Origin of the sequence: Nocardioides sp. CPCC 205120 (genome assembly GCF_048654585.1) — a bacterium.
GTDB lineage: Bacteria > Actinomycetota > Actinomycetes > Propionibacteriales > Nocardioidaceae > Nocardioides.
In genome coordinates this window covers 149378-171588 of sequence record NZ_JBMCYY010000001.1, presented here as the reverse complement: position 1 = coordinate 171588, position 22211 = coordinate 149378, and the positions used below count along the sequence as shown (strand labels likewise).

The 22211-nt window shown below is 75.2% G+C and carries 22 protein-coding genes, 1 tRNA gene and 1 riboswitch; of the genes, 15 read left to right on the top strand and 8 right to left on the bottom strand.

Annotated elements, in window-relative coordinates:
- Positions 1–8 precede the first annotated feature (8 nt).
- On the top strand, positions 9–1565 hold the full coding sequence (locus ACOACO_RS00875; protein ID WP_420294373.1) for an alpha/beta hydrolase: 1557 nt from the start codon (positions 9–11) through the stop codon (positions 1563–1565).
- A 9-nt stretch (positions 1566–1574) separates the two neighbouring features.
- Here ACOACO_RS00875 and ACOACO_RS00870 read toward each other — a convergent pair whose 3' ends face one another.
- A complete protein-coding gene (locus ACOACO_RS00870; RefSeq protein WP_420294372.1) occupies positions 1575–2501 on the bottom strand; it encodes a LysR family transcriptional regulator in 927 nt (308 codons plus the stop codon).
- Positions 2502–2610: 109 nt separating this feature from the next.
- On the opposite strand from ACOACO_RS00870, the gene ACOACO_RS00865 reads away from it, so the two are divergent.
- The 4 genes from ACOACO_RS00865 (at position 2611) to ACOACO_RS00850 (ending at position 4775) form a co-directional block, all read left to right on the top strand.
- Positions 2611–2787 carry a hypothetical protein gene (locus ACOACO_RS00865; RefSeq protein WP_420294371.1) on the top strand — a complete coding sequence of 59 codons (177 nt, stop codon included), beginning with the start codon at positions 2611–2613 and terminating at the stop codon, positions 2785–2787.
- Between the two features lie 103 nt (positions 2788–2890).
- Positions 2891–2963 (top strand) — tRNA-Thr (locus ACOACO_RS00860).
- A gap of 74 nt (positions 2964–3037) precedes the next feature.
- Entirely contained in the window at positions 3038–4258 is a 1221-nt protein-coding gene (locus ACOACO_RS00855; RefSeq protein WP_420294370.1) for an alpha/beta fold hydrolase, read from the top strand.
- Between the two features lie 85 nt (positions 4259–4343).
- On the top strand, positions 4344–4775 hold the full coding sequence (locus ACOACO_RS00850) for a hypothetical protein (RefSeq protein WP_420294369.1): 432 nt from the start codon (positions 4344–4346) through the stop codon (positions 4773–4775).
- 91 nt (positions 4776–4866) lie between these two features.
- Here ACOACO_RS00850 and ACOACO_RS00845 read toward each other — a convergent pair whose 3' ends face one another.
- Both ACOACO_RS00845 and ACOACO_RS00840 read right to left on the bottom strand, forming a co-directional pair.
- On the bottom strand, positions 4867–5451 hold the full coding sequence (locus tag ACOACO_RS00845; protein ID WP_420294368.1) for a 1-acyl-sn-glycerol-3-phosphate acyltransferase: 585 nt from the start codon (positions 5449–5451) through the stop codon (positions 4867–4869).
- A 29-nt stretch (positions 5452–5480) separates the two neighbouring features.
- Complete coding sequence (locus ACOACO_RS00840) at positions 5481–6104, bottom strand: HtaA domain-containing protein (RefSeq protein ID WP_420294367.1); 624 nt, start codon at positions 6102–6104, stop codon at positions 5481–5483.
- Between the two features lie 106 nt (positions 6105–6210).
- Between ACOACO_RS00840 and ACOACO_RS00835 the strand changes: the two genes are divergently transcribed.
- Both ACOACO_RS00835 and ACOACO_RS00830 read left to right on the top strand, forming a co-directional pair.
- Positions 6211–7188 (top strand): MsnO8 family LLM class oxidoreductase, encoded by a 978-nt coding sequence (locus ACOACO_RS00835; RefSeq protein ID WP_420294366.1) that lies wholly within the window; start codon positions 6211–6213, stop codon positions 7186–7188.
- A 112-nt stretch (positions 7189–7300) separates the two neighbouring features.
- Complete coding sequence (locus ACOACO_RS00830) at positions 7301–8737, top strand: aldehyde dehydrogenase family protein (RefSeq protein WP_420294365.1); 1437 nt, start codon at positions 7301–7303, stop codon at positions 8735–8737.
- Between the two features lie 76 nt (positions 8738–8813).
- Here the strand turns inward: ACOACO_RS00830 and ACOACO_RS00825 are convergent, their stop codons facing one another.
- Complete coding sequence (locus ACOACO_RS00825) at positions 8814–9668, bottom strand: DICT sensory domain-containing protein (RefSeq protein ID WP_420294364.1); 855 nt, start codon at positions 9666–9668, stop codon at positions 8814–8816.
- A 62-nt stretch (positions 9669–9730) separates the two neighbouring features.
- Between ACOACO_RS00825 and ACOACO_RS00820 the strand changes: the two genes are divergently transcribed.
- Both ACOACO_RS00820 and ACOACO_RS00815 read left to right on the top strand, forming a co-directional pair.
- The gene (locus ACOACO_RS00820; RefSeq protein ID WP_420294363.1) at positions 9731–10105 is read left to right on the top strand and encodes a hypothetical protein; all 375 of its coding nucleotides are present in this window, start codon (positions 9731–9733) and stop codon (positions 10103–10105) included.
- A 159-nt stretch (positions 10106–10264) separates the two neighbouring features.
- Positions 10265–11368: an MBL fold metallo-hydrolase gene (locus ACOACO_RS00815; protein WP_420294362.1), complete on the top strand. Its 1104-nt coding sequence runs from the start codon at positions 10265–10267 to the stop codon at positions 11366–11368.
- Here the strand turns inward: ACOACO_RS00815 and ACOACO_RS00810 are convergent.
- Positions 11353–11829 carry a GNAT family N-acetyltransferase gene (locus tag ACOACO_RS00810; protein ID WP_420294361.1) on the bottom strand — a complete coding sequence of 159 codons (477 nt, stop codon included), beginning with the start codon at positions 11827–11829 and terminating at the stop codon, positions 11353–11355. The genes ACOACO_RS00815 and ACOACO_RS00810 overlap by 16 nt on opposite strands.
- Positions 11830–11891: 62 nt before the next feature.
- A riboswitch (TPP riboswitch) is annotated at positions 11892–11998 on the top strand.
- Between ACOACO_RS00810 and ACOACO_RS00805 the strand changes: the two genes are divergently transcribed.
- The 6 genes from ACOACO_RS00805 to ACOACO_RS00780 all read left to right on the top strand — a co-directional run bounded on the left by ACOACO_RS00805 (position 11988) and on the right by ACOACO_RS00780 (position 19805).
- Positions 11988–13061 carry a thiamine ABC transporter substrate-binding protein gene (locus ACOACO_RS00805; protein ID WP_420294360.1) on the top strand — a complete coding sequence of 358 codons (1074 nt, stop codon included), beginning with the start codon at positions 11988–11990 and terminating at the stop codon, positions 13059–13061. (Overlaps the previous riboswitch by 11 nt.)
- Positions 13062–13097: 36 nt before the next feature.
- Complete coding sequence (locus ACOACO_RS00800) at positions 13098–14744, top strand: ABC transporter permease (RefSeq protein WP_420294359.1); 1647 nt, start codon at positions 13098–13100, stop codon at positions 14742–14744.
- Positions 14744–15829, top strand: coding sequence for an ABC transporter ATP-binding protein (locus ACOACO_RS00795; protein ID WP_420294358.1), 1086 nt, complete (start codon positions 14744–14746; stop codon positions 15827–15829). The genes ACOACO_RS00800 and ACOACO_RS00795 overlap by 1 nt, the downstream gene beginning before the upstream one ends.
- Positions 15830–15846: 17 nt before the next feature.
- Positions 15847–16977: a phosphatase PAP2 family protein gene (locus tag ACOACO_RS00790; protein ID WP_420294357.1), complete on the top strand. Its 1131-nt coding sequence runs from the start codon at positions 15847–15849 to the stop codon at positions 16975–16977.
- Positions 16978–16986: 9 nt separating this feature from the next.
- The gene (locus ACOACO_RS00785; protein WP_420294356.1) at positions 16987–19077 is read left to right on the top strand and encodes an acyl-CoA dehydrogenase; all 2091 of its coding nucleotides are present in this window, start codon (positions 16987–16989) and stop codon (positions 19075–19077) included.
- A complete protein-coding gene (locus tag ACOACO_RS00780; RefSeq protein WP_420294355.1) occupies positions 19074–19805 on the top strand; it encodes a class I SAM-dependent methyltransferase in 732 nt (243 codons plus the stop codon). The genes ACOACO_RS00785 and ACOACO_RS00780 overlap by 4 nt, the downstream gene beginning before the upstream one ends.
- Here ACOACO_RS00780 and ACOACO_RS00775 read toward each other — a convergent pair.
- From ACOACO_RS00775 to ACOACO_RS00765, 3 genes are all read right to left on the bottom strand, one after another.
- Positions 19802–20212 (bottom strand): hypothetical protein, encoded by a 411-nt coding sequence (locus ACOACO_RS00775; protein ID WP_420294354.1) that lies wholly within the window; start codon positions 20210–20212, stop codon positions 19802–19804. The two genes, ACOACO_RS00780 and ACOACO_RS00775, sit on opposite strands and share 4 nt — an antisense overlap.
- Positions 20209–21300, bottom strand: coding sequence for a WXG100 family type VII secretion target (locus ACOACO_RS00770; RefSeq protein WP_420294353.1), 1092 nt, complete (start codon positions 21298–21300; stop codon positions 20209–20211). Before ACOACO_RS00770 ends, ACOACO_RS00775 begins: the two co-directional genes overlap by 4 nt.
- Before the next feature lie 133 nt (positions 21301–21433).
- Positions 21434–21931 carry an inorganic diphosphatase gene (locus ACOACO_RS00765; protein WP_420294352.1) on the bottom strand — a complete coding sequence of 166 codons (498 nt, stop codon included), beginning with the start codon at positions 21929–21931 and terminating at the stop codon, positions 21434–21436.
- Positions 21932–22211 lie beyond the last annotated feature (280 nt).

The window sequence follows — 22211 nt, the reverse complement described above, 5'->3', positions numbered from 1 at the left end:
TGGCGTTGGTGCTGGCACTGGTGGTGGTCGTGGCGGGAGCCGTGACCGCGGTGGTGCTGGTGAGGGGTGGCGGCGACGACGTCCGCGAGACCGGCGGGCGCCAGGAGGCGGGCGGTGACGCCGGCTCGACGGAGGACGACGACGCCCGCACCCCGCCGAGCCCGGAGCTCGAGCCGTTCTACTCCCAGGAGATCGACTGGGAGGAGTGCGACGAGGAGGGCGACGAGTTCGACTGCGCCGAGCTCGAGGTGCCGCTGGACTACGCCGAGCCCGAGGGCGAGACCCTCGAGCTGAAGCTCGTGCGCGACCCCGCGGACGAGCCCGACGAGCGCATCGGCTCGCTCGTCGTGAACCCGGGCGGTCCCGGGGCGCCGGGCTCGGAGATGGCGACGCGCGGCAGCGCGGCGTACGGCCAGGTGCTGCTCGACCGCTTCGACGTCGTGGGCTTCGACCCGCGCGGCACGGGCGCCAGCCGTCCCATCGACTGCCTCGACGACGCCGAGCTCGACGCCTACCTGGCCGACTCGGTGGACCCCACGACGCCGGAAGGCATCGCCGCGGTGCAGGGCTGGCAGCAGCGGATGGGCGAGGGCTGCGCCGCTCTGTCGGGCAACCTCGTCGACCACGTCTCCACGGTCGAGAGCGCCCGGGACATGGACGTGCTGCGGGCCGCGGTGGGCGACGCGTCGCTGCACTACCTGGGCTTCTCCTACGGCACCACGCTGGGCGCGACGTACGCCGAGTACTTCCCCGAGCGCGCCGGCTCGCTGGTGCTCGACGGTGCGACGGACCCGTCGCTGTCGCGCATCGACGGGTCGCTGAGCCAGATCGCCGGCTTCGAGCTGGCCTGGGACAACTACCTCGCGGACTGCGTCGAGAACGCCTGCGCCCTGGGCGCGACGGTGGAGGAGGCCGACGCGGCCGTGAACGGCTTCCTCGACGGGCTGCTGGCGCAACCGCTCGCCGTCGGTGACCGTGAGCTCACCCAGGCCCTCGCCACGACGGGCATCCAGGCCGCGCTCTACAGCGAGGAGAGCTGGACCTACCTGACGCAGGGTCTGCAGACCGCGTTCGCCGGCGACGGCACGCTGCTGCTCCTGCTGGCCGACCTGTACGCCGACCGCAACGAGGACGGCAGCTACAACTCGAACCTGATGGAGGCGTTCTACGCGATCTCCTGCCTCGACGACCCCACGAGCCTCACGCCGCAGGAGGCCGCGCCGTACGCGGACGACTTCGTCGCCGCCTCGCCCACGTTCGGCGAGGGCGGGCAGCTGGGTCTCGGCTGGTGCAGCGGGTACCCGGGGCGCTCCGGCGAGGAGCGCCGTGAGGTCCGCGGTGCGGGCGCCGCGCCCATCCTCGTCGTCGGTACGACGGGCGACCCGGCCACGCCGTACGAGGAGGCCGTCGCGATGGCCGAGCAGCTCGAGTCGGGTGTCCTGCTGACCCGCGAGGGCGAAGGCCACACGGCCTACGGCTCGGGCAACGACTGCATCGACGAGACCGTCGAGGCGTTCCTCGTCGACGGCGAGGTGCCGGACGACGGCACCACCTGCGCGGCCTGACGGCACCCGTCACCGCGGGTCGTAGGGCTCCGCGATCTGCCGGATGCGCGCCGTGGCCAGCTCGATCATGAGCCGCGCGGCGGGCGAGAGCGTCGCCCCGGCGCGGTGGACGACGGCGAGGCTGTCGTACTGCCGCGGGCGCAACGACACGTAGCCGGCCTGCGGTGCGAGGCGGGGGAGCAGCTGCACGGCCGCGCCCTTGGGGATGACGGAGTCGGCGAGGCCCATGCCCACGAGCTCGACGGCGGTCTCGACGTCCTCCACCTCGATGCGGGTCGTCGGGTTGCGCCCCGTCTCGTGGAGCATCTGCCGCAGCACCATGCGGGTCGAGTCCACGGCGCGCCACGTCGTCTCGGGCATCACCAGCCGGGCCAGCGACAGCCGGTGCGCCGTGACCGGTGTCGCGAGGTGGGCGGGGTCGGCGCTGATGTAGACCAGCTCGTCCTTCGCCACCGGGGTGACGCTCATGCCCTCGCTGCTGGCGGCCGGCACGGCGATCATCGCCGCCTCCAGGCGACCGCGCCGCAGGTCCTCCTGCACGTCGGTGGAGTTCTGGCCGATGAGCTCGACCCGCACGCCGGGGTAGCGCTCGAGCACGTCGGCGACGAGCCCGGCACCCGCGTAGAGCCGGGCCGTGCCGAACATGCCGAAGCGGATCGTGCCGGTCTCGAACCTGCGGGCGCTCGCGACGGCGCGGCGCGCCTCGTCCGCGGCCGCCAGCGTGCGCTCGGCGTGCGGGCGGAGCTCGTCGGCCATCGTCGTGGGCACGACGCCGCGGCCCACCCGGCGGAAGAGCGGGACGTCGAGGGTCTTCTCCAGGGCGCGGATCTGCTCGGAGACGCTCGGCTGGGCGTAGCCCAGCTCGGCCGCGGCCGCGGTCAGCGAGCCGTGCTCGTAGGTGGCGAGGAAGCAGCGCAGCTGGTGGAGCGAGAGCACGGTCACAACCATAGGTCAGACCTAGGGCTCCTGCTGGCAAGTGAGGCTACCCCTTGAATCTCGACGGCGAGAGACTTGGTCCGTCACCGATCTGACCCGAGGAGGTCCCGTGTTCGTCCACCACTGCACCGCGTGCCGCAAGCACCAGCTCACCTTCGACTCGCAGTTCACCGCGGTCCGTGCCGTCGAGGGCGGCTACGAGGCCACCTTCACCTGCTGGTGCGGCGCCGAGCAGACGCACCTCAGCGAGGGTGCCCGCGCCGCGCGCCTCGCCCTGGCGGCCTGATCCTCGGCCGGAACCGCCCGGTCCGCCCCGCGCGGACCCGGATTTCGCCTCCGCGACGGACGTCCCTATACTTCTGCGGGTCGTCCGTCATGGCGGACGGCGCGCCGCCTTAGCTCAGTCGGTAGAGCGAATCACTCGTAATGATTAGGTCGTCAGTTCGATTCTGACAGGCGGCTCCGACGACAAGCCCTCTGAACTGCAGCGATGCAGGGCAGGGGGCTTCGTCGTACCCGGGCCAGGAGGAGAGCACATGACCCCCGCGACCACCGCCGTGCGGATGACCGGCGCCGCGCACCGCGAGGAGCTGCCGCTCCTCGTCCTCGGACCGGCGCTCGGCACGTCCGCCGCCACGCTGTGGAGGACGTGCGCGGCCGGGCTGACCGACGCCTTCGACGTCCTCGCCTGGGACCTGCCCGGTCACGGGCACAACCGCTCGGTGCCCGACGAGCCGTGGGACGTCGCGGACCTGGCCCGCGGGGTGCTCGCCGTGATCGACGACGTGCTGGCCCAGCGCGGGGAGGTCGGCGGCCCGTTCGCCTACGCCGGTGTCTCGGTCGGGGGCGCGGTCGGCCTGCAGCTGCTCCTCGACGTGCCGGCCCGGGTCGACGGCGCCGTGCTGCTGAGCACCGGCGCGCGGATGGGCACGCCCGAGCTGTGGGCCGACCGGGTGGAGCGCGTGCGCGCCTCGGGTACGGCGGCCGTGGTCACCGCCGCGGCCGAGCGGTGGTTCGCCCCCGACTTCCTCGACCGCCGCCCGTCGGTCGGCTCCGACCTGCTGGTCGCGCTGCAGGAGACGGTCGACGAGGGCTACGTCCAGGTGTGCCGCGCGATCGCGGACCTCGACGTGCGCGATCGGCTCGCCGAGGTCACGGCACCCGTGCTGGCCGTCGCCGGCGCGGTCGACGTGGCCACCCCGGCCGCCCACCTCGAGGAGATCGTCGCCGGGGTGCGGGACGGCCGGCTCGTCGTGCTCCCCGACGTCGCCCACCTGCCGCCCGCCGAGGCCCCCGAGGCCGTCGCCGCCCTGGTGCGCGAGCACCTGCTCGGCGAGACCGCGCCGTCCGCCCCCGCCGCGTCGGTGACCCACGACGACCGCACGGAGCGTCACGAGGTCGGCACGGTCGTGCGCCGCGAGGTGCTGGGCGACGACCACGTCGACCGGGCGCTCGGGGAGGCCACCGACTTCACCGACCAGTTCCAGGAGCTGGTCACCGACCACGTCTGGGGCGGCATCTGGGCCCGCCCCGGCCTCGACCGGCGGAGCCGGTCCCTCGTGGCCCTCACCGCCCTGGTCGCGCAGGGCCACCACGAGGAGCTCGCCGCGCACGTGCGGGCCGCGCTGCGCAACGGGCTGACCGTGGAGGAGATCAGGGAGCTGCTGCTGCAGACCGCGGTCTACTGCGGCGTCCCCGCGTCCGGCGCCGCCTTCCGTGTGGCCCAGGAGGTGCTGGCGGAGGAGGGCCTGGCCTGAGCCCGATCGGGGCTGCGTCGTACCCGGGCCGCGGTCGGGCGTTGCCAGCCCTCGGGGAGCCCGGCCCTCGGTAGGTTGCCGTGCCATGGGGGACACGGGGGAGGACGTGCGGATCGGGGCGCTGGCCAGCCGCGAGAGGTGGCTGGCGATCACCTACGGGTTCCTGGTGGTCTCCGCCGCCCTCCGCTGGGACGACGACAAGTCGACGCTGTGGAGGGTGACCGACCTGATCATCATGGTCCTCGGCACGATGCTCCTCGCCTTCCTGGCCCTCGCGTGGTGGCACCGCCGCCGCACGGGCCAGGATGTGGCCCGCCACGTCGGCGTCGACGTGACGTGGTGGACGCCGACCACGTGCCCGACCTGCGGGGCGCCCGTGGTGGGCGAGCGGCATGCGTACGACAGCCGGCTCGGACCGCTCTACCGCGAGCGCCGGACCTGCTCGGCGGCGGGGGCGGCGCACCTCGACGACCCGGGCCCCATGTCCGACGGGACCGGGAAGAAGGTGGCCCGATGACCCGCGAGGATCCCGACGACCTCGTCCTCGCCGTCGTCCCCGCGCTCGTCGCGGTGCTGCTCGCCACCGAGCGCACGAAGGGTGCGGGGCGTCAGGCGCCCTGCTCCTCCTCGCGCAGCCGCGGCGGGGTGAAGGACTCCGGGTGGAAGCCGGTCTTGTCGGCGTAGAACTCCCGCACCCGGTCCATGTCCGCGCGCACGTCGCCGGACGGGTGGAACGTCGGTCCCCAGCCCACGGTGCGGCTCGGGACGTCGAGGTAGGCCAGCGTGATGGGCAGGCCCGTCTGCTGCGCGATGCGGTAGAAGCCGGACTTCCAGTAGTCGGTCCGGCTCCGGGTGCCCTCGGCGGCGAGACCGAGCAGGAAGGGGTGGTCGCCCTCGGCCTGCGCGAGGAGGGCGCGGACCGTCGTACCGGGGTTGCGGCGGTCGAGCTCGACGGCGCCCGTGGCCCGCAGGAGGGGGCCGAGCGGCCCGCGGAACATCTCCTTCTTCACGAGCAGCCCGATGCGGATCCCGTAGGACCAGCCGAGCAGGAGGGTCAGCACCCAGTCCCAGTTGGAGGTGTGGGGGGCGCCGACGAGCACGCCCCGCTCGGGCACCTCGCCGACGGCGCGCCAGCGGACGGCCTTGAGGACGAGACGGGCCACGGTGCGGCGGATCAGGAAGTGACGCTTCACCTCCTGACCGTACCCGGGGCGGGCCCCGCTCAGCCGTCCCGACCCGCGACCGAGCCGCCGCGCGGGTCCGGCTGTCCGCTCCCCGCGGGCACGACGACCGTGACGGGCTCGAACGGCTCGCCGGCCGGGTAGACGCCGTTGAAGAGCTCCGCCCCCGCAGGGGTGAGGCGGACGTCGGCGGCGGTCCACAGCTCCACGCCGTCCGCCTCCGCCTCGGGGCTCGGTCGCGCGGCCAGCGTCATCGTCACGAGCGGCACCCGGGGGGCGCCCGCGGTCGCGTACGGGTCCTCGATCGACAGCGTCGCGCCGTCCCCGGCCCCGGTCCCGGTCCCGTCGAGCACGAGCCACGGGTGCGCGACCCGCACGAACATCATCCCGCCGTGCCCGGCGAAGCGGACGTCGCCGCGGAACGCCCACGCCCGCGTCGTGCCCTCGGGCAGCTCGGCCGGCGCGGGGGGCTCCGGCGCGAGGGCGAAGAGGATCTCGGTCGGGCTGACCGGCACCGCACCGTCGGCCACCGAGCCCGTGCCGCCCGGCGTGCGGCGCACGTACTCGACGAACGAGGTCTTGATGCCCCACCGGAGCCCGTGGGCCGGGGCGGGTGGGGGTGCCGGTACGCCGGAGCTGTCGGGTCCCTGCGGCTGCTCCGTCATGCCCGCGATGCTTCCATGCGCAGGGTTTCTGCGCCAGGGCCGTGCGCGGGCCGGGTGGGCGGTGCGGGGCGGGAAGGGTCGCGCCACCGGGCGCGTTGACCCCGGCGTGAGGCTCTCCCTGCTCGACCGCTCCCGCACCCGCGCCGGCCGCCCCGACGGCGAGGCGCTGCACGACACCGTGGCGCGGGCGCGGTGGGCAGAGGAGCTGGGCTACGACCGGTTCTGGGTGGCCGAGCACCACGGCGTGCCCGGCGTCGCCTCGGGCTCCCCGCCGGTGTTGCTTGCCGCGCTTGGGGCGGCGACGGAGCGCATCCGCATCGGGTCCGGCGGCGTGATGCTGCCCCACCACCAGCCCTTCGTCGTGGCCGAGCAGTTCCGCATGCTCGACGCGCTGAACCCGGGCCGGGTCGACCTCGGGGTGGGGCGCTCCCTCGGCTTCACCGAGCCGGTGCGCCGCGCCCTGCGGCAGGGCACCGACGCGCCGGACACCTTCGAGGCCGACCTCGCCGAGCTGCGGGACCACCTCGCCGGCACCGGGCCGGTGACGGTGCGCCCGGCGGGCGGGCACGTCGTACCGCTCCACGTGCTCGCCACCGGCCGCGGCCTCGTCGTCGCCGCGCGCCTGGGGCTGCCCGTCGTGCTCGGCGGCCCCGTGCTGGCCAGCGACGAGCTGCCGGGGGCGCTCGCGGCGTACCGCTCCGGCTTCCGGCCCCACGCCGAGGGCGACCGTCCGCGGGTCATGGTCTCCCTCGACGTGCTCGTCGCCGACGACGCGGCCACCGCCCGCGAGCTGGCGCTGCCCGAGGCCTGGGCGATGGCGCGGTCGCGGCAGACGGGCGAGTTCGGGCCGCTGGAGGCGCCGGCCGCCATCCGCGCCCAGGCCTGGACCGACCAGCTGCGGCGCCGCGTCGAGGAGCACCTCGACCGGACGGTGGCGGGCACCCCCGCGCAGGTACGACGCGAGCTCGAGCGCCTCGCCGAGCGCACCGGGGCCGACGAGCTGCTGGCCAGCACCTCGACGCACGACCGCGACGCGCTGCGCGCCGCCGACGCCGCCCTCGCGGAGCTGGTGCACGGCCGCTGAGCCGGGTCCGCCCGGACGCCGTTGCCCGCTCCGACGGGTCCGGTTACGTTGGCCGGGTCACACCGGCCGGCGCGGCCCGCGTGCCGCCGGACCCCTCCGGAGAGGTCCTCCCATGACCACGACCGCCTCGTCCCCCGCCGCCCCGACTCCCGCCGTGCCGTCCCCCGCCGTGCCGACCTCCGACGTGCCGGCCGCCCAGGTGCTCGCCGACCTGCGCCGCGTGCACGCCGGGGGGCGCACCCACGAGCGCGCCTGGCGCGACGCGCAGCTCGCCGGGCTCGAGCGGCTCCTCGCCGAGCGGGAGCAGGAGATCGTCGCGGCCATCGCGGCCGACCTGGGCCGTGACGGGGTCGAGGCGTGGATGGGCGACGTCGCGTCGTCGCGCGCCGAGGTGCTCCACGCCCGGCGCCACCTGCGCCGCTGGATGCGCCGCCGCCCGCAGGCGGTGCCGCTGCACCAGCAGCCCGCGCTCGCGTGGGTGCAGCCGGAGCCGCTCGGCGTCGTGCTCGTCATCGGCCCCTGGAACTACCCGGTCTACCTCGTGCTGGCCCCGCTCGTGGCCGCGCTGGCGGCCGGCAACTGCGCGGTGGTGAAGCCGTCCGAGCTGGCGCCCGTCTCGTCGGCGCTGCTGGCCGAGCTGCTGCCGCAGTACGTCGACCCCGAGGCCGTGCGCGTCGTCCAGGGCGACGCGACGACGTCGCAGGACCTCATCGCGAGCGGCTTCGACCACGTGCTCTTCACCGGCGGGACCGAGGTGGGCCGCAAGATCATGGAGGCGGCCGCCCCGACCCTCACCCCCGTCACCCTCGAGCTGGGCGGCAAGAGCCCCGTCGTCGTCACCGCCTCGGCGGACCTCGAGGTCACGGCGCGCCGCATCGCCTGGTTCAAGCTCGTGAACTCCGGCCAGACCTGCATCGCCCCCGACTACGTGCTCGTCGACGCGGGTGTGCGCGACCGGTTCGTCGACCTGCTGGTGGGGGCGGTCCGCGACCTGCGGCGGGACAAGGCGGGTGCCGGGCTGCCGATCGTCAACGACCGGCAGCTGACGCGACTGGCGGCGTACCTGCGGAGCACCACCGGACGCGTCGCGCTCGGCGGCGGCGTGGACGAGGCCGCCCGCACCATCGAGCCCACCGTGGTGGTCGACCCCGACCCCGAGGACGAGCTGATGCGCGAGGAGATCTTCGGGCCGCTGCTGCCGGTGCTGACCTACCGCACCCTCGACGAGGCCATCTCCTTCGTGAACGCCCGCCCCAAGCCGCTGGCGTTCTACGCCTTCACCTCGTCGGCGCCCGACCGTCGCCGCCTCGTGCGCGAGGTGCCGGCCGGCGGCACCGTCGTCAACCACGTCGGCATGCACAGCCTCGTCCCGCAGCTGCCGTTCGGCGGCGTGGGCGCGAGCGGCACCGGCGCCTACCACGGTCGCTGGGGCTTCGACGCGCTCAGCCACCGCAAGGCGGTGCTGAGCCGGACGACGCGGCTGGACCCGAGCTTCGTCTACCCGCCGTACTCGCCGCGGGCCGTGCGCCTCATCAAGCGCGTGCTCTGAGGCCGGGCCCACGCCGGGCCCGCGCCGGGCCCGAGCCGGGCCCGCGCCGGGCCCGAGCCGGGCCCGCGAGCCGGGCTCAGCGGGCGCGGCGGTCGACGTAGGCGACGACGCGGGCGAACAGGGCGCCCGCGGCGGCGGGGTCGCCCTCGTCGCGCTGCTCGGCCCGCAGGAGCAGGTCCGCCTCGGCCGGCGGCTCGCCCGCCGCGGCGGCGCACGCCCGGGACGCGGCCGCCACGTCGGCGGGCCGCAGGGACCACACGGCCTCGAACTCGCGCCGGGCGTCGGGCAGCGCGTCCTGCCCGGGCACCTCCCACGCCGACAGCACGACGGGCAGGTCCTCGCCGTCGCACACGACCGCCCACTCGCCGTGCAGGGGCGAGTCGTCGGCGAGCGCGACCCGGCGCACGGAGCCGGGCGCGGCGACGGGGTCGCTGTCGGGGAAGTCCGCGAGCACGGTGGCCGACGCGCAGCGGCGCGCCAGGTCGCGCCACCGGCTCCGCGACGCGGCGTAGAACTCCGCGCGCTGGAACGCGCCGTACAGCCGCGGGCGGCGGGCCCGGGCGACGAGCTCGTCCTCGATCGCCCACGACATCGCGACGAGGGTGGCCTTGGTGAGGCGGTGGACCGGCAGGCCCGGGTTGTGGCGGCGCAGCTCGGCGAAGACCGACGCGTCGGGAGGCGCGGCGCTGCTGCGCACCCGGGCCACGGCCTGCTCCAGCCGCAGGCCGGCGGCGCGCTGCTCGGCGACCCTGCGCACGAGGTCGACGTCGCCGGCGCGGTAGCGGCGGTGGCCGCTCGGCAGGCGCACCGCGACGGGGAATCCGTGCCGCTGCTCCCACATCCGCAGCGTCGGGACGCTCACCCCGGTGGCCGCCGCGAGGTCGCCGATCGAGAGGGCGGCTGCCTGGGGGTCGCGAGGGGCTTGGGCCATGATGTCACCATACCTGCACACTGCGTTGACATCGTTGTTAACATTCCCCGGAAGGAGCTCGGATGGACGAGCGCCGTCGCGTCGGCCACGTCGCTGGCCTCGCCCTCGAGCTCGACGGGAACCGCGGGCCGGTGCCCGCGCTGCTGCTCCGCGACGACGACGGCGGCCTCGTGCTCCGCCTCGAGGACCCCTCGGCCTACCGGGGCCTGCGGATCCGTCCGCAGGTGCGGCGGGCGAGCGCCCTCATGGCCCAGCGGGGCGTCGAGGTGCGCGTCGTCGCCGGCGAGCGCGAGGTCATGGTGCTCGGCGTCGCCTCGGCGCCGTGGTGGCACCGCGTGGTGACCGGTACGGCGCACGTCCGGCTCGGCGCGCGCCCCCGTCGTCGGCGCCCGGCCCGCCCGGTGACACCCGTCCGGCCGGCCTTGAGCGGAAGTTGACCGCAACCAGCGCAGAAATCGAGACACGAGGTGGACGGCGGGTGCATAGTTGTCCTCGAACCGCGGTGGAGACCCGAGACTCCACCGCGGTTCTTCATTTCCGGCCCGCCTGCCTGCCCGCCCGGGTGGCCCCTCCCGGCCGCGGCTACGGTTCGCCGGGTGAGCACTGCCGACGCGATCTCCCCCGACTCCGACCGCCCCTGGGGCGACGCGGGCGCGTGGCCCGTCGCGCCGGGCGTGCACCGCATCCCCCTGCCGCTGCCGAACGACGGCCTGCGGGCGGTCAACGTCTACGCGCTGGAGACCGTGGAGCCCGACGGCGCCCGCAGCCTGACGCTGGTCGACGGCGGCTGGGCGATCCAGGAGGCCGACGACGCGCTGCGCTCCGCGCTCGCGACCCTCGGGGCCGGCGTCGAGGACGTCCGCCGCTTCCTCGTCACCCACGTCCACCGCGATCACTACACGCAGGCCGTGGCGCTGCGCCGGGCCACCGGGGCCGAGGTCGTGCTCGGCCGCGGCGAGGAGACCTCGCTGGCGCTGGCCGGCGACCCCGACGGCGGCGTCCGGGAGGTCATGGCCGCCCACCTCTCCGACGCCGGCTCGGTCGAGGACGCGCGGCGGCTGCGCGACCTGCCGGACGAGGGTGACCTCGACATCTGGGAGGCGCCCGACACGTGGCTCGACGGCGACGTGCGGTTGGAGGTGGGGGAGCGTGCCGTCGACGCGGTGCACACCCCGGGCCACACCAAGGGCCACTACGTCTTCGCCGACGCCGCCGCCGGGCTGCTGCTCGCGGGCGACCACGTGCTGCCCACCATCACGCCCTCGATCGGGTTCGAGCCCGACACCCAGCGCGCGGCCCTCGCCGACTTCCTCGGCTCGCTGGCCAAGGTGCGGGCCCTGCCCGACCTGCGGCTGCTGCCGGCCCACGGCCCCGTCACGGGCTCGGCGCACGCCCGGGTCGACGAGCTGCTGGAGCACCACGAGACCCGGCTCGCGCTCAGCCGCGCCCCACTCGACGCCGCCGGCGCCGAGGGGCTCACCGCCCGCGACGTCGCCGCGCACCTGCCGTGGACCCGCCACGAGCACGCCTTCGCCACCCTCGACCCGTTCAACGCCGCCCTCGCCGTGATGGAGACCCGCGCCCACCTCGAGGTGCTCGTGGCCCGCGGCGAGGCGACGGTACGGCGGGCCCCCGCGCCGACGACCGGCCCCGGCACCGACCGGGTGACGGGGGAGCCGGCGCGCTACACGCTCGCCTGAGAGCCGGTCGCGCCGGTGGCCCCGCCGGCACCCGTGCCCGGCCGCTCCATCGGCAGGTGCGGGATGCCGTCCTCGAGGAACTCCGGGCCGGTGACCGCGTAGCCGAAGCGGGCGTACCAGCCCGCCAGCGGCGCCTGCGCGTCGAGGTGCGAGGGGCGCTCGCCGATCACGTCGAGCGCGGCGGCCATGAGCGGGTCCGCGAGGCCGCGGCCCCGCGCCGTACCCCGCAGGACGACCCGGCCGACGCGGGCCCGGTCGCCGTCGTCGAGCACCCGCAGGTAGCCGAGCAGCACGTCGTCCTCGACGAGCAGGAGGTGGACCGTGCCCGGCTCGAGGTCGCGGCCGTCGAGGTCGGGGTAGGGGCAGTCCTGCTCGATGACGAACACGTCCTGCCGCAGGCGCCAGGCCTCGTAGGCCAGGCGCGGGGGGAGGTCGTCGAAGGAGCAGCGGAGCACGGTCACGGCGGCACGCTCCCACACCGGGCCCCGGCGCGGGCGCGGGGGAGCCGCGACGTAGGGTTGCCGCCACACGACAGGGGAGCGCCTCACGGGCGCTGAGAGTGCGGATCCGCCGCAGACCCTCGAACCTGCTCCGGTTAGCACCGGCGAAGGGAGTCATCATGATGCCGTCGCGCCATGCCGTCCGACGCACGGGCCTCGCGGTCCTCGCCACCACCCTCCTCACGCCTCTGGCGTCCTGCTCGCTCGTCGGCGGCGGGGACGACGAGGGGGCCGACGGGCGCGGCGAGGTCGTCCTGCTCACCCACTCCTCGTTCGTGCTGCCCGACGAGCTCGTCGAGGACTTCGAGGCCGCGCACGACGTCGACCTCGTCGTGCGCCAGCCCGGTGACGCCGGGGCGGTCGTCACCGAGATCAGCCTCAACCCCGACGACGCGGGCGCCGACGTCGTCTTCGGCGTCGACAACACTTTCGCGAGCCGCGTGCTCGAGGCCGACGCCCTCCTGCCGTACGACGGGGAGCTGCCGGCCGGCGCCGACGCCTTCGCGCTCGAGGGCGAGGACCGGCTCGTGCCCGTCGACACGGGCAACGTCTGCGTGAACGTCGACACCGCCTGGTTCGCCGAGCAGGGCATCTCCGAGCCGGAGACGCTCGAGGACCTGGCCGACCCGGCGTACGCGGGCCTGTTCGTCACCCCCGGCCCCGTCGACTCCAGCCCCGGGCTCGCGTTCCTGCTCGCCACGGTCGCGGAGTTCGGCGAGGACGGGTGGGAGGCCTACTGGGAGCGGCTGCTCGCCAACGACGCGCTCGTCGTCGACGGCTGGACCGACGCCTACTACGGCGACTTCACCGCGACCGGCGAGAACCCGACCCGCCCGATCGTCGTCTCCTACGACTCCTCGCCCGCGTTCACGCTCAGCGAGGACGGCGCGTCCACGACGACCCGCGCGCTGCTCGACACCTGCTACACGCAGGTCGAGTACGCCGGGGTGCTGCGCGGCGCCGACCACGAGGACGTCGGGCGCGAGCTGGTCGACTGGCTGCTCTCGCCCGAGGTGCAGGCCGCGCTGCCGGAGAGCATGTACGTCTTCCCGGTCGCCGAGGACGCGGAGCTGCCCGCCGACTGGGCGAGCTTCGCGGAGCGGCCCACCGCGCCGTACCAGCTCGAGGCGGACGTCGTCGCCGCCGGCCGCGAGGAGTGGATCGCCCGCTGGCGCGACCTCGCCGCGGGGTGACGGCGGGCGCGCGGTGACGGGCGCGGGAGCCGTCGCGTGAGGACGCTGCGCCTGCTGGCGCTGGCGGCGCTGCCGCTGGCGGTCGTCGGCGTCTTCTTCGCGCTGCCCGTCGGCGCCATGGTGGCCCGCGGGCTGTTCGCAGAGGGGTCGTTCGACCCGGGCGCCCTCCTCGACGTGCTCGGCCGTGAGCGGACCGGCCGGATCCTGGGGTTCACCCTCTGGTCGGCCGCGCTCGGCACGGCGCTCTCGGTGCTGCTGGGCCTGCCCGCCGCCCACGTGCTCCACCGGCTCGACCTGCCGGGGGTGCGGCTCGCCCGCGGGCTGCTGCTCGTGCCGTTCGTGCTGCCGACGGTCGTCGTCGGTGCGGCGTTCCGGGCCCTCCTCGCCGACGGCGGCCCCCTGGGCTTCCTCGGGTGGGAGGGCTCGAGCGCGGCCATCGTCGCGGCGCTGGTGTTCTTCAACGTCTCGGTCGTCGTGCGGGTCGTCGGCGCCTCGTGGGCGACGCTCGACCCGCGGCCGGCCGAGGCGGCCGCGGCGCTCGGCGCGAGCCCGCTGCGCGTGCTCACCACGGTCACGCTGCCGGCACTGCGTCCGGCGATCGTCTCCGCGGCGGCCGTGGTGTTCCTCTTCTGCTCCACCGCGTTCGGGGTCGTGCTCACCCTCGGCGGGCAGCGCCACGCGACGGTCGAGACGGAGATCTACCTGCTCACCCGCGCCTTCGACCTGCCGGCGGCGGCGTGCCTGTCGCTCGTTCAGGTGCTGGGCGTGGTCGCGCTGCTCGTGGTGCTCGGCCGGCTCCGGGCCGACGGGCCCGACGCCGCCGCGGTCGGGCGGCGCCCGGTGGCCCCGCGGCGGCCGCGGCGCCCCGACGTACCCGCCCTGGTGGTGACCGGCCTCGTCGGCGTCGCCTCCGCGGTGCCGGTGCTCGCGCTCGTGACGACCTCGCTGCGGGTGCGGGGGGAGTGGACGCTGGCGAACTACCGTGCGCTGAGCGGCGTCGACGAGGACTCGCCGGTGCTCGTGCCCGTGACGCAGGCGCTGCGCAACTCGCTGCAGACCGCCGCCGACGCGACGTGGATGGCGCTGCTGCTCGGCGGCCTCGTCGCGGTCGTGCTCACGCGGCGCCCGCGGGGGCGGGGCGAGCGGGCGGTGCGCTCGGTGCTCGACGGCTTCTTCATGCTGCCGCTCGGGGTCTCCGCGGTCGTGCTGGGCTTCGGGCTGCTCGTCACCGTCGCCCGGCCGCCGCTGGCGCTGCGCGACGAGCCGCTGCTCGTGCCGCTCGTGCAGGCCCTCGTGGCGCTGCCGCTGGTGGTGCGCACGCTCGTTCCCGTGCTCGCCGGGATCGACGACCGCCAGCGGCAGGCGGCCGCGTCGCTGGGGGCCTCGCCGGCCCAGACCCTGCTCGTCGTCGACCTGCCCGTCGCGTGGCGCCCGGTGCTCGCCGCGGGCGGGTTCGCCTTCGCGGCCTCGCTGGGGGAGTTCGGCGCCACGTCGTTCCTCGCCCGCCCCGACCACCCGACCCTGCCCGTCGTCGTCGCCCGCCTGCTCGGCACGCCCGGCGTCACGGGCGCCCAGTCCAATCCGGGCACCGCCATGGCGGGCGCCGTCGTGCTCGCCGCCACCGTCACCGTCGTCGTGCTGGCCGTCGAGCGCCTGCGCGTGCCCAGCACAGGAGCGCTGTGATGTCCCCCCAGCCCAGCCGACGCGGCCCCGGTCTCGTGCTCGACGGCGTCGGCGTGACGTACGACGGCACGCCCGCCCTCCGCGACGCCTCCCTCCACCTGCCGCGCGGCGAGGTGCTCGCGGTGCTCGGTCCCTCGGGCAGCGGCAAGTCGACGCTCCTGCGCGCGGTCGCCGGCCTGGAGGACCTCGCGAGCGGCTCCGTCGCCTTCGACGGCGAGGACCTCGCCGGTGTGCCGGTGCACCGCCGCGCGTTCGCGCTGATGTTCCAGGACGGCCAGCTCTTCGCCCACCTCAGCGTCGGGCGCAACGTGGCCTACCCGCTGCGCCTGCGCCGGACCCCGCGGGCGGCCGTGCGCACCCGGGTCGCGGAGCTGCTCGACCTCGTCGGTCTCTCCGGGTACGCCGACCGCCCGCCCGCCACGCTCTCGGGGGGCGAGCGCCAGCGGGTGGCGCTGGCCCGGGCGCTGGCCTGCGAGCCGCGGCTGCTGCTGCTCGACGAGCCGCTCTCCGCGCTCGACCGCGGGCTGCGCGAGCGGCTGGCGGGCGACCTGCGGCGCATCCTCGTCGCGGCCGGCACCACCGCGCTGCTCGTCACCCACGACGTCGACGAGGCGCTGGCGACCGCCGACCGGCTGGCGCTGGTGCGCGCCGGCCGGGTGGTCCAGGAGGGCCCCGCGGCCGCCGTCGACGCGGCGCCCGTGGACGCCGACGCCGCCCGGCAGCTGGGGTACGCGCACGTGCTCTCCCCGGACCTCGCGGCCCGGGCCCTCACCCCGACCGGCACCCCGACCGGCACCCCGACCGGCACCCCGACCGGCACCCCGACCGGCACCCCGACCGGAGCGGTGGCGAGCGGGCCCGGCGGGCTGGCGGTGCGCCGTACCGGGTGGGAGACGGTGGCCGACGGCGGCCTGCCCGGCACCGTGACCGAGCAGCGGCGCACCGGCGGCGGGCCCCGCCTCGTGGTCGCCGTGCCCGAGGTCGGGGAGGTGGAGGTGCGGCTGCCGGGTGCCGGGGCGGCGCCCGCGGCCGGGGAGCCGGTGCGGGTGGCGGTCGATCCGGCCTCGGCGGCCCCGATCGGCTGAGCCCCTACACTGCAGGGGTGTATCGCCGCGCCTACGTCCTGCTGATCGGGGTCGCAGCGACGATGGCGGTCCTGGCCTTCGTGACCGCCCTGTCGCTCGGCCGCAGCGTCATCGACCCCGAGGGCTTCCTCGGCCCGGGCTGGCTGCGGTTCCCCCTCCTCGTGGGCCTGGCGCTCTTCGCCGACCTCGTCCCGCGGGCGCTGTGGGGGGCGCGCGGCAACTTCTCGAAGGTGCCGCCGCTGGTGAAGGAGCGCTGGCGCGAGCACTGGACGCGCGAGCGGTTCACGCTCGTGGCGCTGGGCATCGGCTGCTTCTACGTCACCTACGCCTGCTACCGGAACCTGAAGTCGTTCCTGCCCTTCGTGCTGGGCGACCAGAAGTACGACGCGGAGCTGCACGCGCTCGACCGCATCCTCTTCCTCGGCAACGACCCGTCCGCGGTGCTGCACACCCTGTTCGGCTTCACCTGGTTCGAGCAGCTGATCTCGACGATCTACCTCTGGTACCTGCCGCTGGTGCCGGTGCTCGTGGCGATCTGGGTGATCTGGTCGCGCAACATCTCGTTCGGCTACTGGTTCGTGACCTCGCAGGTCATCGCGTGGTCGCTCGGCACGGCGACGTACTACATGCTCCCCGCCCTCGGCCCGAAGTTCGCGTTCCCGTGGCTCTACACCGACCTCGACTCCGGGGCCGCCGACCTGGCCGACTCGCTGTTCTACAGCCGCATCGACGTGCTGTGGGGCGGCGGCGAGGGCCTGCAGTCGACGGCCGCGTTCGCCAGCCTGCACACCGCCATCACCCTGCTGTGGGCGCTAATGGTGCAGTACACGGTGCGCAACCGCGTCCTGCACTGGGTGATGTGGGTGAACTTCGGCCTCACGATCATCGCGACGCTCTACTTCGGCTGGCACTACGTGGCCGACGACATCGCCGGCGCCATGATCGCGGTGGTCGCGTTCTACGTGGGCGGCGTGGCCAGCGGGCAGAGGTTCGACAGACGGGGCCTGACGAGCCATCCGACGACCACGACGTCGCGCATCCCGCTGACCCCCGACGGCAGCGACGCCGACGTCCGGGTGGAGGACCCGGCCGAGGCCGCGCCCGAGGCGTCGCGACTCAACCTCCGGAAGCGTCGTACCGCCCGGTAGGTTCGGGGCATGGCCACCGACGCCGTCGTCTCCCCGCAGCCCGAGTCCGCCCGCGAGCCGTCCGCCGGCGGGTACGTCCAGCCCGCGCCCGACACCGCCGCCCTCCAGCGCGTGCTCGACGGTCGCTACGCCGAGGTCCGCGACCTCGTGCGCCGCAACCTCGTCGACTACGCCGGCCTCCTCGAGGAGGCCGAGAGCCTGGACCGCGACGCGTTCCGCGACCGCGTGCTCGAGGTCGTGCTCGACATCGCCCGCACCGGTCAGACCGGCTTCGGGTTCCCCACCGAGTACGGCGGGGGCGGCGACATCGGCGCCTCCATCGCCGCCTTCGAGACGCTCGCCTACGGCGACCTGTCGGTGCTGGTGAAGGTCGGCGTGCAGTTCGGCCTGTTCGGCGGCGCCGTGCTGCAGCTCGGCACGAAGCGTCACCACGACGCCTACCTCGCCGGCACCATCGACGGCTCGATCCTCGGCGCCTTCGCGATGACGGAGTCGGGGCACGGGTCGAACGTGCAGGCGCTCGCCACCACCGCGACGTACGACGTGGCGACCGGCGAGTTCGTCGTCGACACCCCCCACGACGCCGCCCGCAAGGACTACATCGGCAACGCGGCGCGGCACGCGGAGCTCGCGGTCGTCTTCGCGCAGCTGCACATCGGCGGCGAGAGCCAGGGCGTGCACGCGTTCGTCGTGCCGATCCGGGTGCGTGACGAGGACGGGAACCTGGTGCCGGCCCCCGGCGTGCGGATCGAGGACTGCGGCCCGAAGATGGGCCTGGAGGGTGTCGACAACGGCCGCCTGTGGTTCTCGGGCGTGCGGATCCCGCGGGAGAACCTGCTCGACCGGTTCGCCGACGTCAACGAGGCCGGCGTCTACAGCTCGGCGATCGAGAGCCCCGGGCGGCGCTTCTTCACCACGATCGGCACCCTCGTGCAGGGCCGCGTCAGCGTGGGCGGCGCGGCGATCAACGCGGCGAAGGTCGCGCTGGTGCTGGCCGTGCGCTACGCCGAGCGGCGCCGCCAGTTCGAGGCCACCGGCGACGCCGAGGAGCTGCTGCTCGACTACGGCATGCACCAGCGGCGCCTGCTGCCGCTGCTCGCGCGCACCTACGCGCTGCACTTCGCGCAGGAGGAGGTCGCGGGCCGGCTGCACTCCGTCTTCTCCGGCGAGGAGGACAGCGAGCGCTCGCGCCGGGCGCTGGAGTCCGAGGCCGCCGGCATGAAGGCGTTCGGCACGTGGCACGCGACCCGCACCATCCAGGAGTGCCGCGAGGCGTGCGGCGGCGCGGGCTACCTCTCGGCCAGCCGCTTCGCCGCCCTCAAGGCCGACACCGACGTGTTCACCACGTTCGAGGGCGACAACCACGTGCTGCTGCAGCTCGTGGCGAAGGGCCTGCTGACCGACTACGCGGGCGACTTCCAGGACGCCGACCAGTTCGAGATGGTGCGGCTCGTGGCGGGCCTCGCGCTCGACGAGGTCGTCAAGCGCACCCGCGCCCACCAGCTCTTCGAGCGCGTGCGGGACCTGCTGCCCGGCGGGGACGAGTGGGACTCCGAGGCCGGCCTGCGCGACCCGGCGTACCAGCTCGCGATGCTGCGCTACCGCGAGGAGCAGATCATCTCCTCGGCCGCGCGGCGCCTGAAGTCGGGCGTCGACGGCGGGCTCAACCCCGGCGCGGTGTTCTCGCGGGTGCAGCCGCACGTCATCGCGGCGGCGAAGGCCCACCAGGAGCGCGTGGTGCTCGAGGCGTTCCTCGGCAAGCTCGACGGCCTGCCCGACGGCGAGGAGAAGCGGGCGCTCGGCCTGCTCGCCGACCTGCACGCGCTGTCGGTCATCGAGGAGGACCGCGCCTGGTTCCTCGAGCACGGCCGGATGACCTCGACCCGCGCCAAGGCGATCACGCGCGAGGTCGACGACCTGTGCCGCAAGGTCCGTCCGCTGGCCCGGGTGCTCGTCGACGCGTTCGCGGTGCCCGAGGAAGTCCTGCGGGCCCCCGACCTCCTCGGCCCCGTCGTCGTGGCGGCCGAGCAGGGCGACGGCGACGACGCCGCGCACCACACGCTCGGCGAGACCGCGGAGCAGGTCGCGGACCAGGCGTGAGGCCGCCGCTCGACCCCGTCGGTACGGCGGTGCGCGCCGTCGCCGGCGGCCTGCGGCGGGTCCGCGGGCTCGTCGACGGCTGGGAGGGCGACCCCGCGTGGGCCCACGTCTACGCGTGGTCGGTCGACCACCCCGGCCCCGGTGCGGTGGGCTGGCGGGCGGCCGTCGGCTCCGACCTCCGGCTGCTGCTCGACGCCGCCGACGAGACGGGCGCGCTGCCGCCCGGCTCGCGGGTCCTCGACGTGCCGTGCGGCTCCGGGGTGGCGCTGCGCGGCCTGCGCCCGGGGCAGGGGCTGGAGTACGTCGCCGCCGACATCGCCCCGGCCATGCTCGGGCGCACCCGGCGCACCGCCGCCCGCCTCGGCGTCGCCGACCAGGTGACGTGCACGGAGGCGGACGTCGCGGCGCTGCCCTTCGCCGACGGGTCGTTCGACCGCGTGCTCAGCCTGACCGGCCTGCACTGCTTCCCCGACCCGGCGGCCGCGTTCGCCGAGATGGCGCGCGTGCTGCGCCCCGGCGGCGTGCTGTTCGGCAGCGCGCTGCTCACCGACACCGGCCGACGCCACGAGCCGGTGCGCCGGATCGGCCGGCTCGCCGGGCTGCTGGGGCCGATGTGCACGAGCGAGGACGTCCGGCGGTGGGCGACGGAGCACGGCGTACCCGACCTCGAGCTGCGCACCAGCGGTGCGCTCGCGTACTTCCGGGGCACCCGGGCCCAGCGGCACTAGCGCCGGCGACGCTCCAGCGCGTCGCGGGCGGCCTGGGCCCGCTCGGCGGCGATCTCGGCCATGAGCCGGCCGAACTCGGGGTGGCGGCGCAGGTCGCGCTCGTCGGCGAGCCCGCGTCGTACCGCGGTCGCGAGGGCGTGGAACGACGGGTCCTCGCTGCGGGCGAGGGCCTCGTCGAGGGGGTCGCGGGTACGGCGCAGCTCGCCGCGGTCGGGCAGCTCCGGGCGGGGGAGGCGGCGCGCCTCCGCACGCACCTCGCCCTGCAGGGTCGGGAGGTGCTCGGCGAGGTAGGCGTTCATCGCCTCGACCCCGGTGCGCGGGGGCGGCGGCAGCGGGCGCAGGCCCGGCGGGCGGGGCAGGCGCGGTTGGTCGGGCCCGTGCGGGCCGGTCGGGTGCGGGCCGGTCACGGGCCGTCCACGTCGGAGGGCGTGAAGGTGGTCGCGTCGCCGTGGGGCACGGCCAGGCCGGGGTAGCGGTTGATCTGGCCGAGCGTCAGCGGGAAGACGGCGACGAGCGCGAACACGAGGTCGATGCACAAGATGATGAGGTCGATCGCCTTCGAGATGACCGTGATCCACCGCAGCGCCTGGCTGCCGCCGCGGGCGAACCAGTCGATGAGGTCCCAGGGGTCGAACTTCAGCAGCTCGAGCACCAGCCCGACGAGGGTGTCGAGGGCGCCGCAGAGCGCGTCGGTGAGGAACCGCATGCCGACCGCGAAGCCGTGCAGGCCCTGCGAGGTCGAGGAGAGGTTGCCGCAGTGCTCGTCGACGACCGCGGTGAAGGCGGCGAAGGAGGAGTACGCCGCGTCGGCAGCGTTGCCGTCCCACGTGGACTGCAGCGCCAGCCCGGTGGCCGCGAGCTCGGCGGCGAGGCGGCCGTGGAAGTCCTCGAGCGCGTCGAGCGCGAGCGACACGTTGCCGACGGCCTCCCAGTCGCCGTCGAACGTGTCGCGCAGGTCCTGCGTCGGCTTGGGCAGCTCGTAGAAGAACGGCATCTGCGTCAGCGCGTCGAAGACCCACAGGAAGCTGCAGGCGTAGCTGACGTTGTCGAGGATCGCCCGCCACGTGTCGAGGCCCTCGAAGAAGCCGCTGGGCGGCACGAGGGTGGCGGTGAGGTCGGTGACCGCGACCCCGGCGGTCTCGCCGTCGGCGTCCAGGCCCCAGCCGGGCTCGGCGGGGGCGCCGGCCCCGGGGAGCAGGGCGTCGAACCCGGCCCGGCTCGCCGCGTCGGTGGCGGCGTAGTCGGTCGCGTTGGCGGCGAGGGCGTCGGAGGCCCCGCGGAGGTAGGACTGGAACGGCCCGCCGGGCGCGTACACGGCCTGCAGGTCGCCGCGGGCGCGCTCGATCTCGGTGATGATCGAGTCGATGACCTGGCCGCCGCCGGGCGCCGTCACGTGCTGCTCGGCGTAGGAGAGCGCGGACGGGATCGCGTCGGCGAGCGTGCCGATCTGCGTCGCGGCGTCACCCAACGCGGCGGTGTCGACCTGGAAGCTCACGCCGCGCACCTTGCCACCGACGGTTGAAGAGGAAACCCGCCACTTCCGGTGGGAAGTTTCGCACCGGAAGTGGCGGGTTCCCCGGTGCACCGGGGAACCCGCCACCCCCGCGGATCAGCTGACGAGCAGCAGGTCAGTACTTGCCGCCGTTGTCGGTGAAGCGCTGGTACGACGCCTCGATCTCCTTCTGCGCCTCCTCGGCGCCCACCCACTCGGCGCCCTCGACGGACTTGCCGGGCTCGAGGGCCTTGTAGACCTCGAAGAAGTGGCGGATCTCGAGCAGGTCGAACTTCGAGACGTCGTCGAGGTCCTTGATGTGGTCGACGCGGGGGTCGCCGGCGGGCACGCACAGCACCTTGTCGTCGCCGCCGGCCTCGTCGGTCATGCGGAACATGCCGATCGCGCGGGACTTGATGAGGCAGCCGGGGAAGGTGGGCACGGGGAGGATGACCATCGCGTCGAGCGGGTCGCCGTCCTGGCCGAGCGTGTCCTCGATGTAGCCGTAGTCGGCCGGGTACTGCGTCGAGGTGAAGAGGGTCCGGTCCAGGCGCAGGCGACCACTGTGGTGGTCGACCTCGTACTTGTTGCGCTCGCCCTTGGGGATCTCCACCAGTACGTCGAACTCGAGCACGCTGTTGCCTTCCACGTCGCGGCCGCGCCGGCGCGGCCGATCTTGTCGGTCTCGATCTGCATAGTGTGCGGTACCCGCGGGGTCGCAGGGTCTGCACGGAACTGTAGGGGTGGGGCTGCAGCTGCGCCCGGCGCCGGCCCGGAGGCCGGGTTCGTCGGCGTCGGCCGGTTCGCGCACAATGGCGCGGACCGATCGAGCTGAGGTGATCCTAGGTGGCCGAGGGACAGGGTCGCAGGCGGGGCCGCGGGCCGGACCGAGGGCCGCGCCGCGAGCGGGGCCG

Excerpts from the sequence above, each read along its gene's own strand:
- ACOACO_RS00830 (WP_420294365.1), top strand. The coding sequence starts at position 7,301 with ATGACCACGACCGCCTCGTCCCCCGCCGCCCCGACTCCCGCCGTGCCG.
- ACOACO_RS00805 (WP_420294360.1), top strand. The coding sequence starts at position 11,988 with ATGATGCCGTCGCGCCATGCCGTCCGACGCACGGGCCTCGCGGTCCTC.
- ACOACO_RS00825 (WP_420294364.1), bottom strand. The coding sequence starts at position 9,668 with ATGGCCCAAGCCCCTCGCGACCCCCAGGCAGCCGCCCTCTCGATCGGC.
- ACOACO_RS00795 (WP_420294358.1), top strand. The coding sequence starts at position 14,744 with ATGTCCCCCCAGCCCAGCCGACGCGGCCCCGGTCTCGTGCTCGACGGC.
- ACOACO_RS00855 (WP_420294370.1), top strand. The coding sequence starts at position 3,038 with ATGACCCCCGCGACCACCGCCGTGCGGATGACCGGCGCCGCGCACCGC.
- ACOACO_RS00840 (WP_420294367.1), bottom strand. The coding sequence starts at position 6,104 with ATGACGGAGCAGCCGCAGGGACCCGACAGCTCCGGCGTACCGGCACCC.
- ACOACO_RS00850 (WP_420294369.1), top strand. The coding sequence starts at position 4,344 with ATGGGGGACACGGGGGAGGACGTGCGGATCGGGGCGCTGGCCAGCCGC.
- ACOACO_RS00785 (WP_420294356.1), top strand. The coding sequence starts at position 16,987 with ATGGCCACCGACGCCGTCGTCTCCCCGCAGCCCGAGTCCGCCCGCGAG.
- ACOACO_RS00820 (WP_420294363.1), top strand. The coding sequence starts at position 9,731 with ATGGACGAGCGCCGTCGCGTCGGCCACGTCGCTGGCCTCGCCCTCGAG.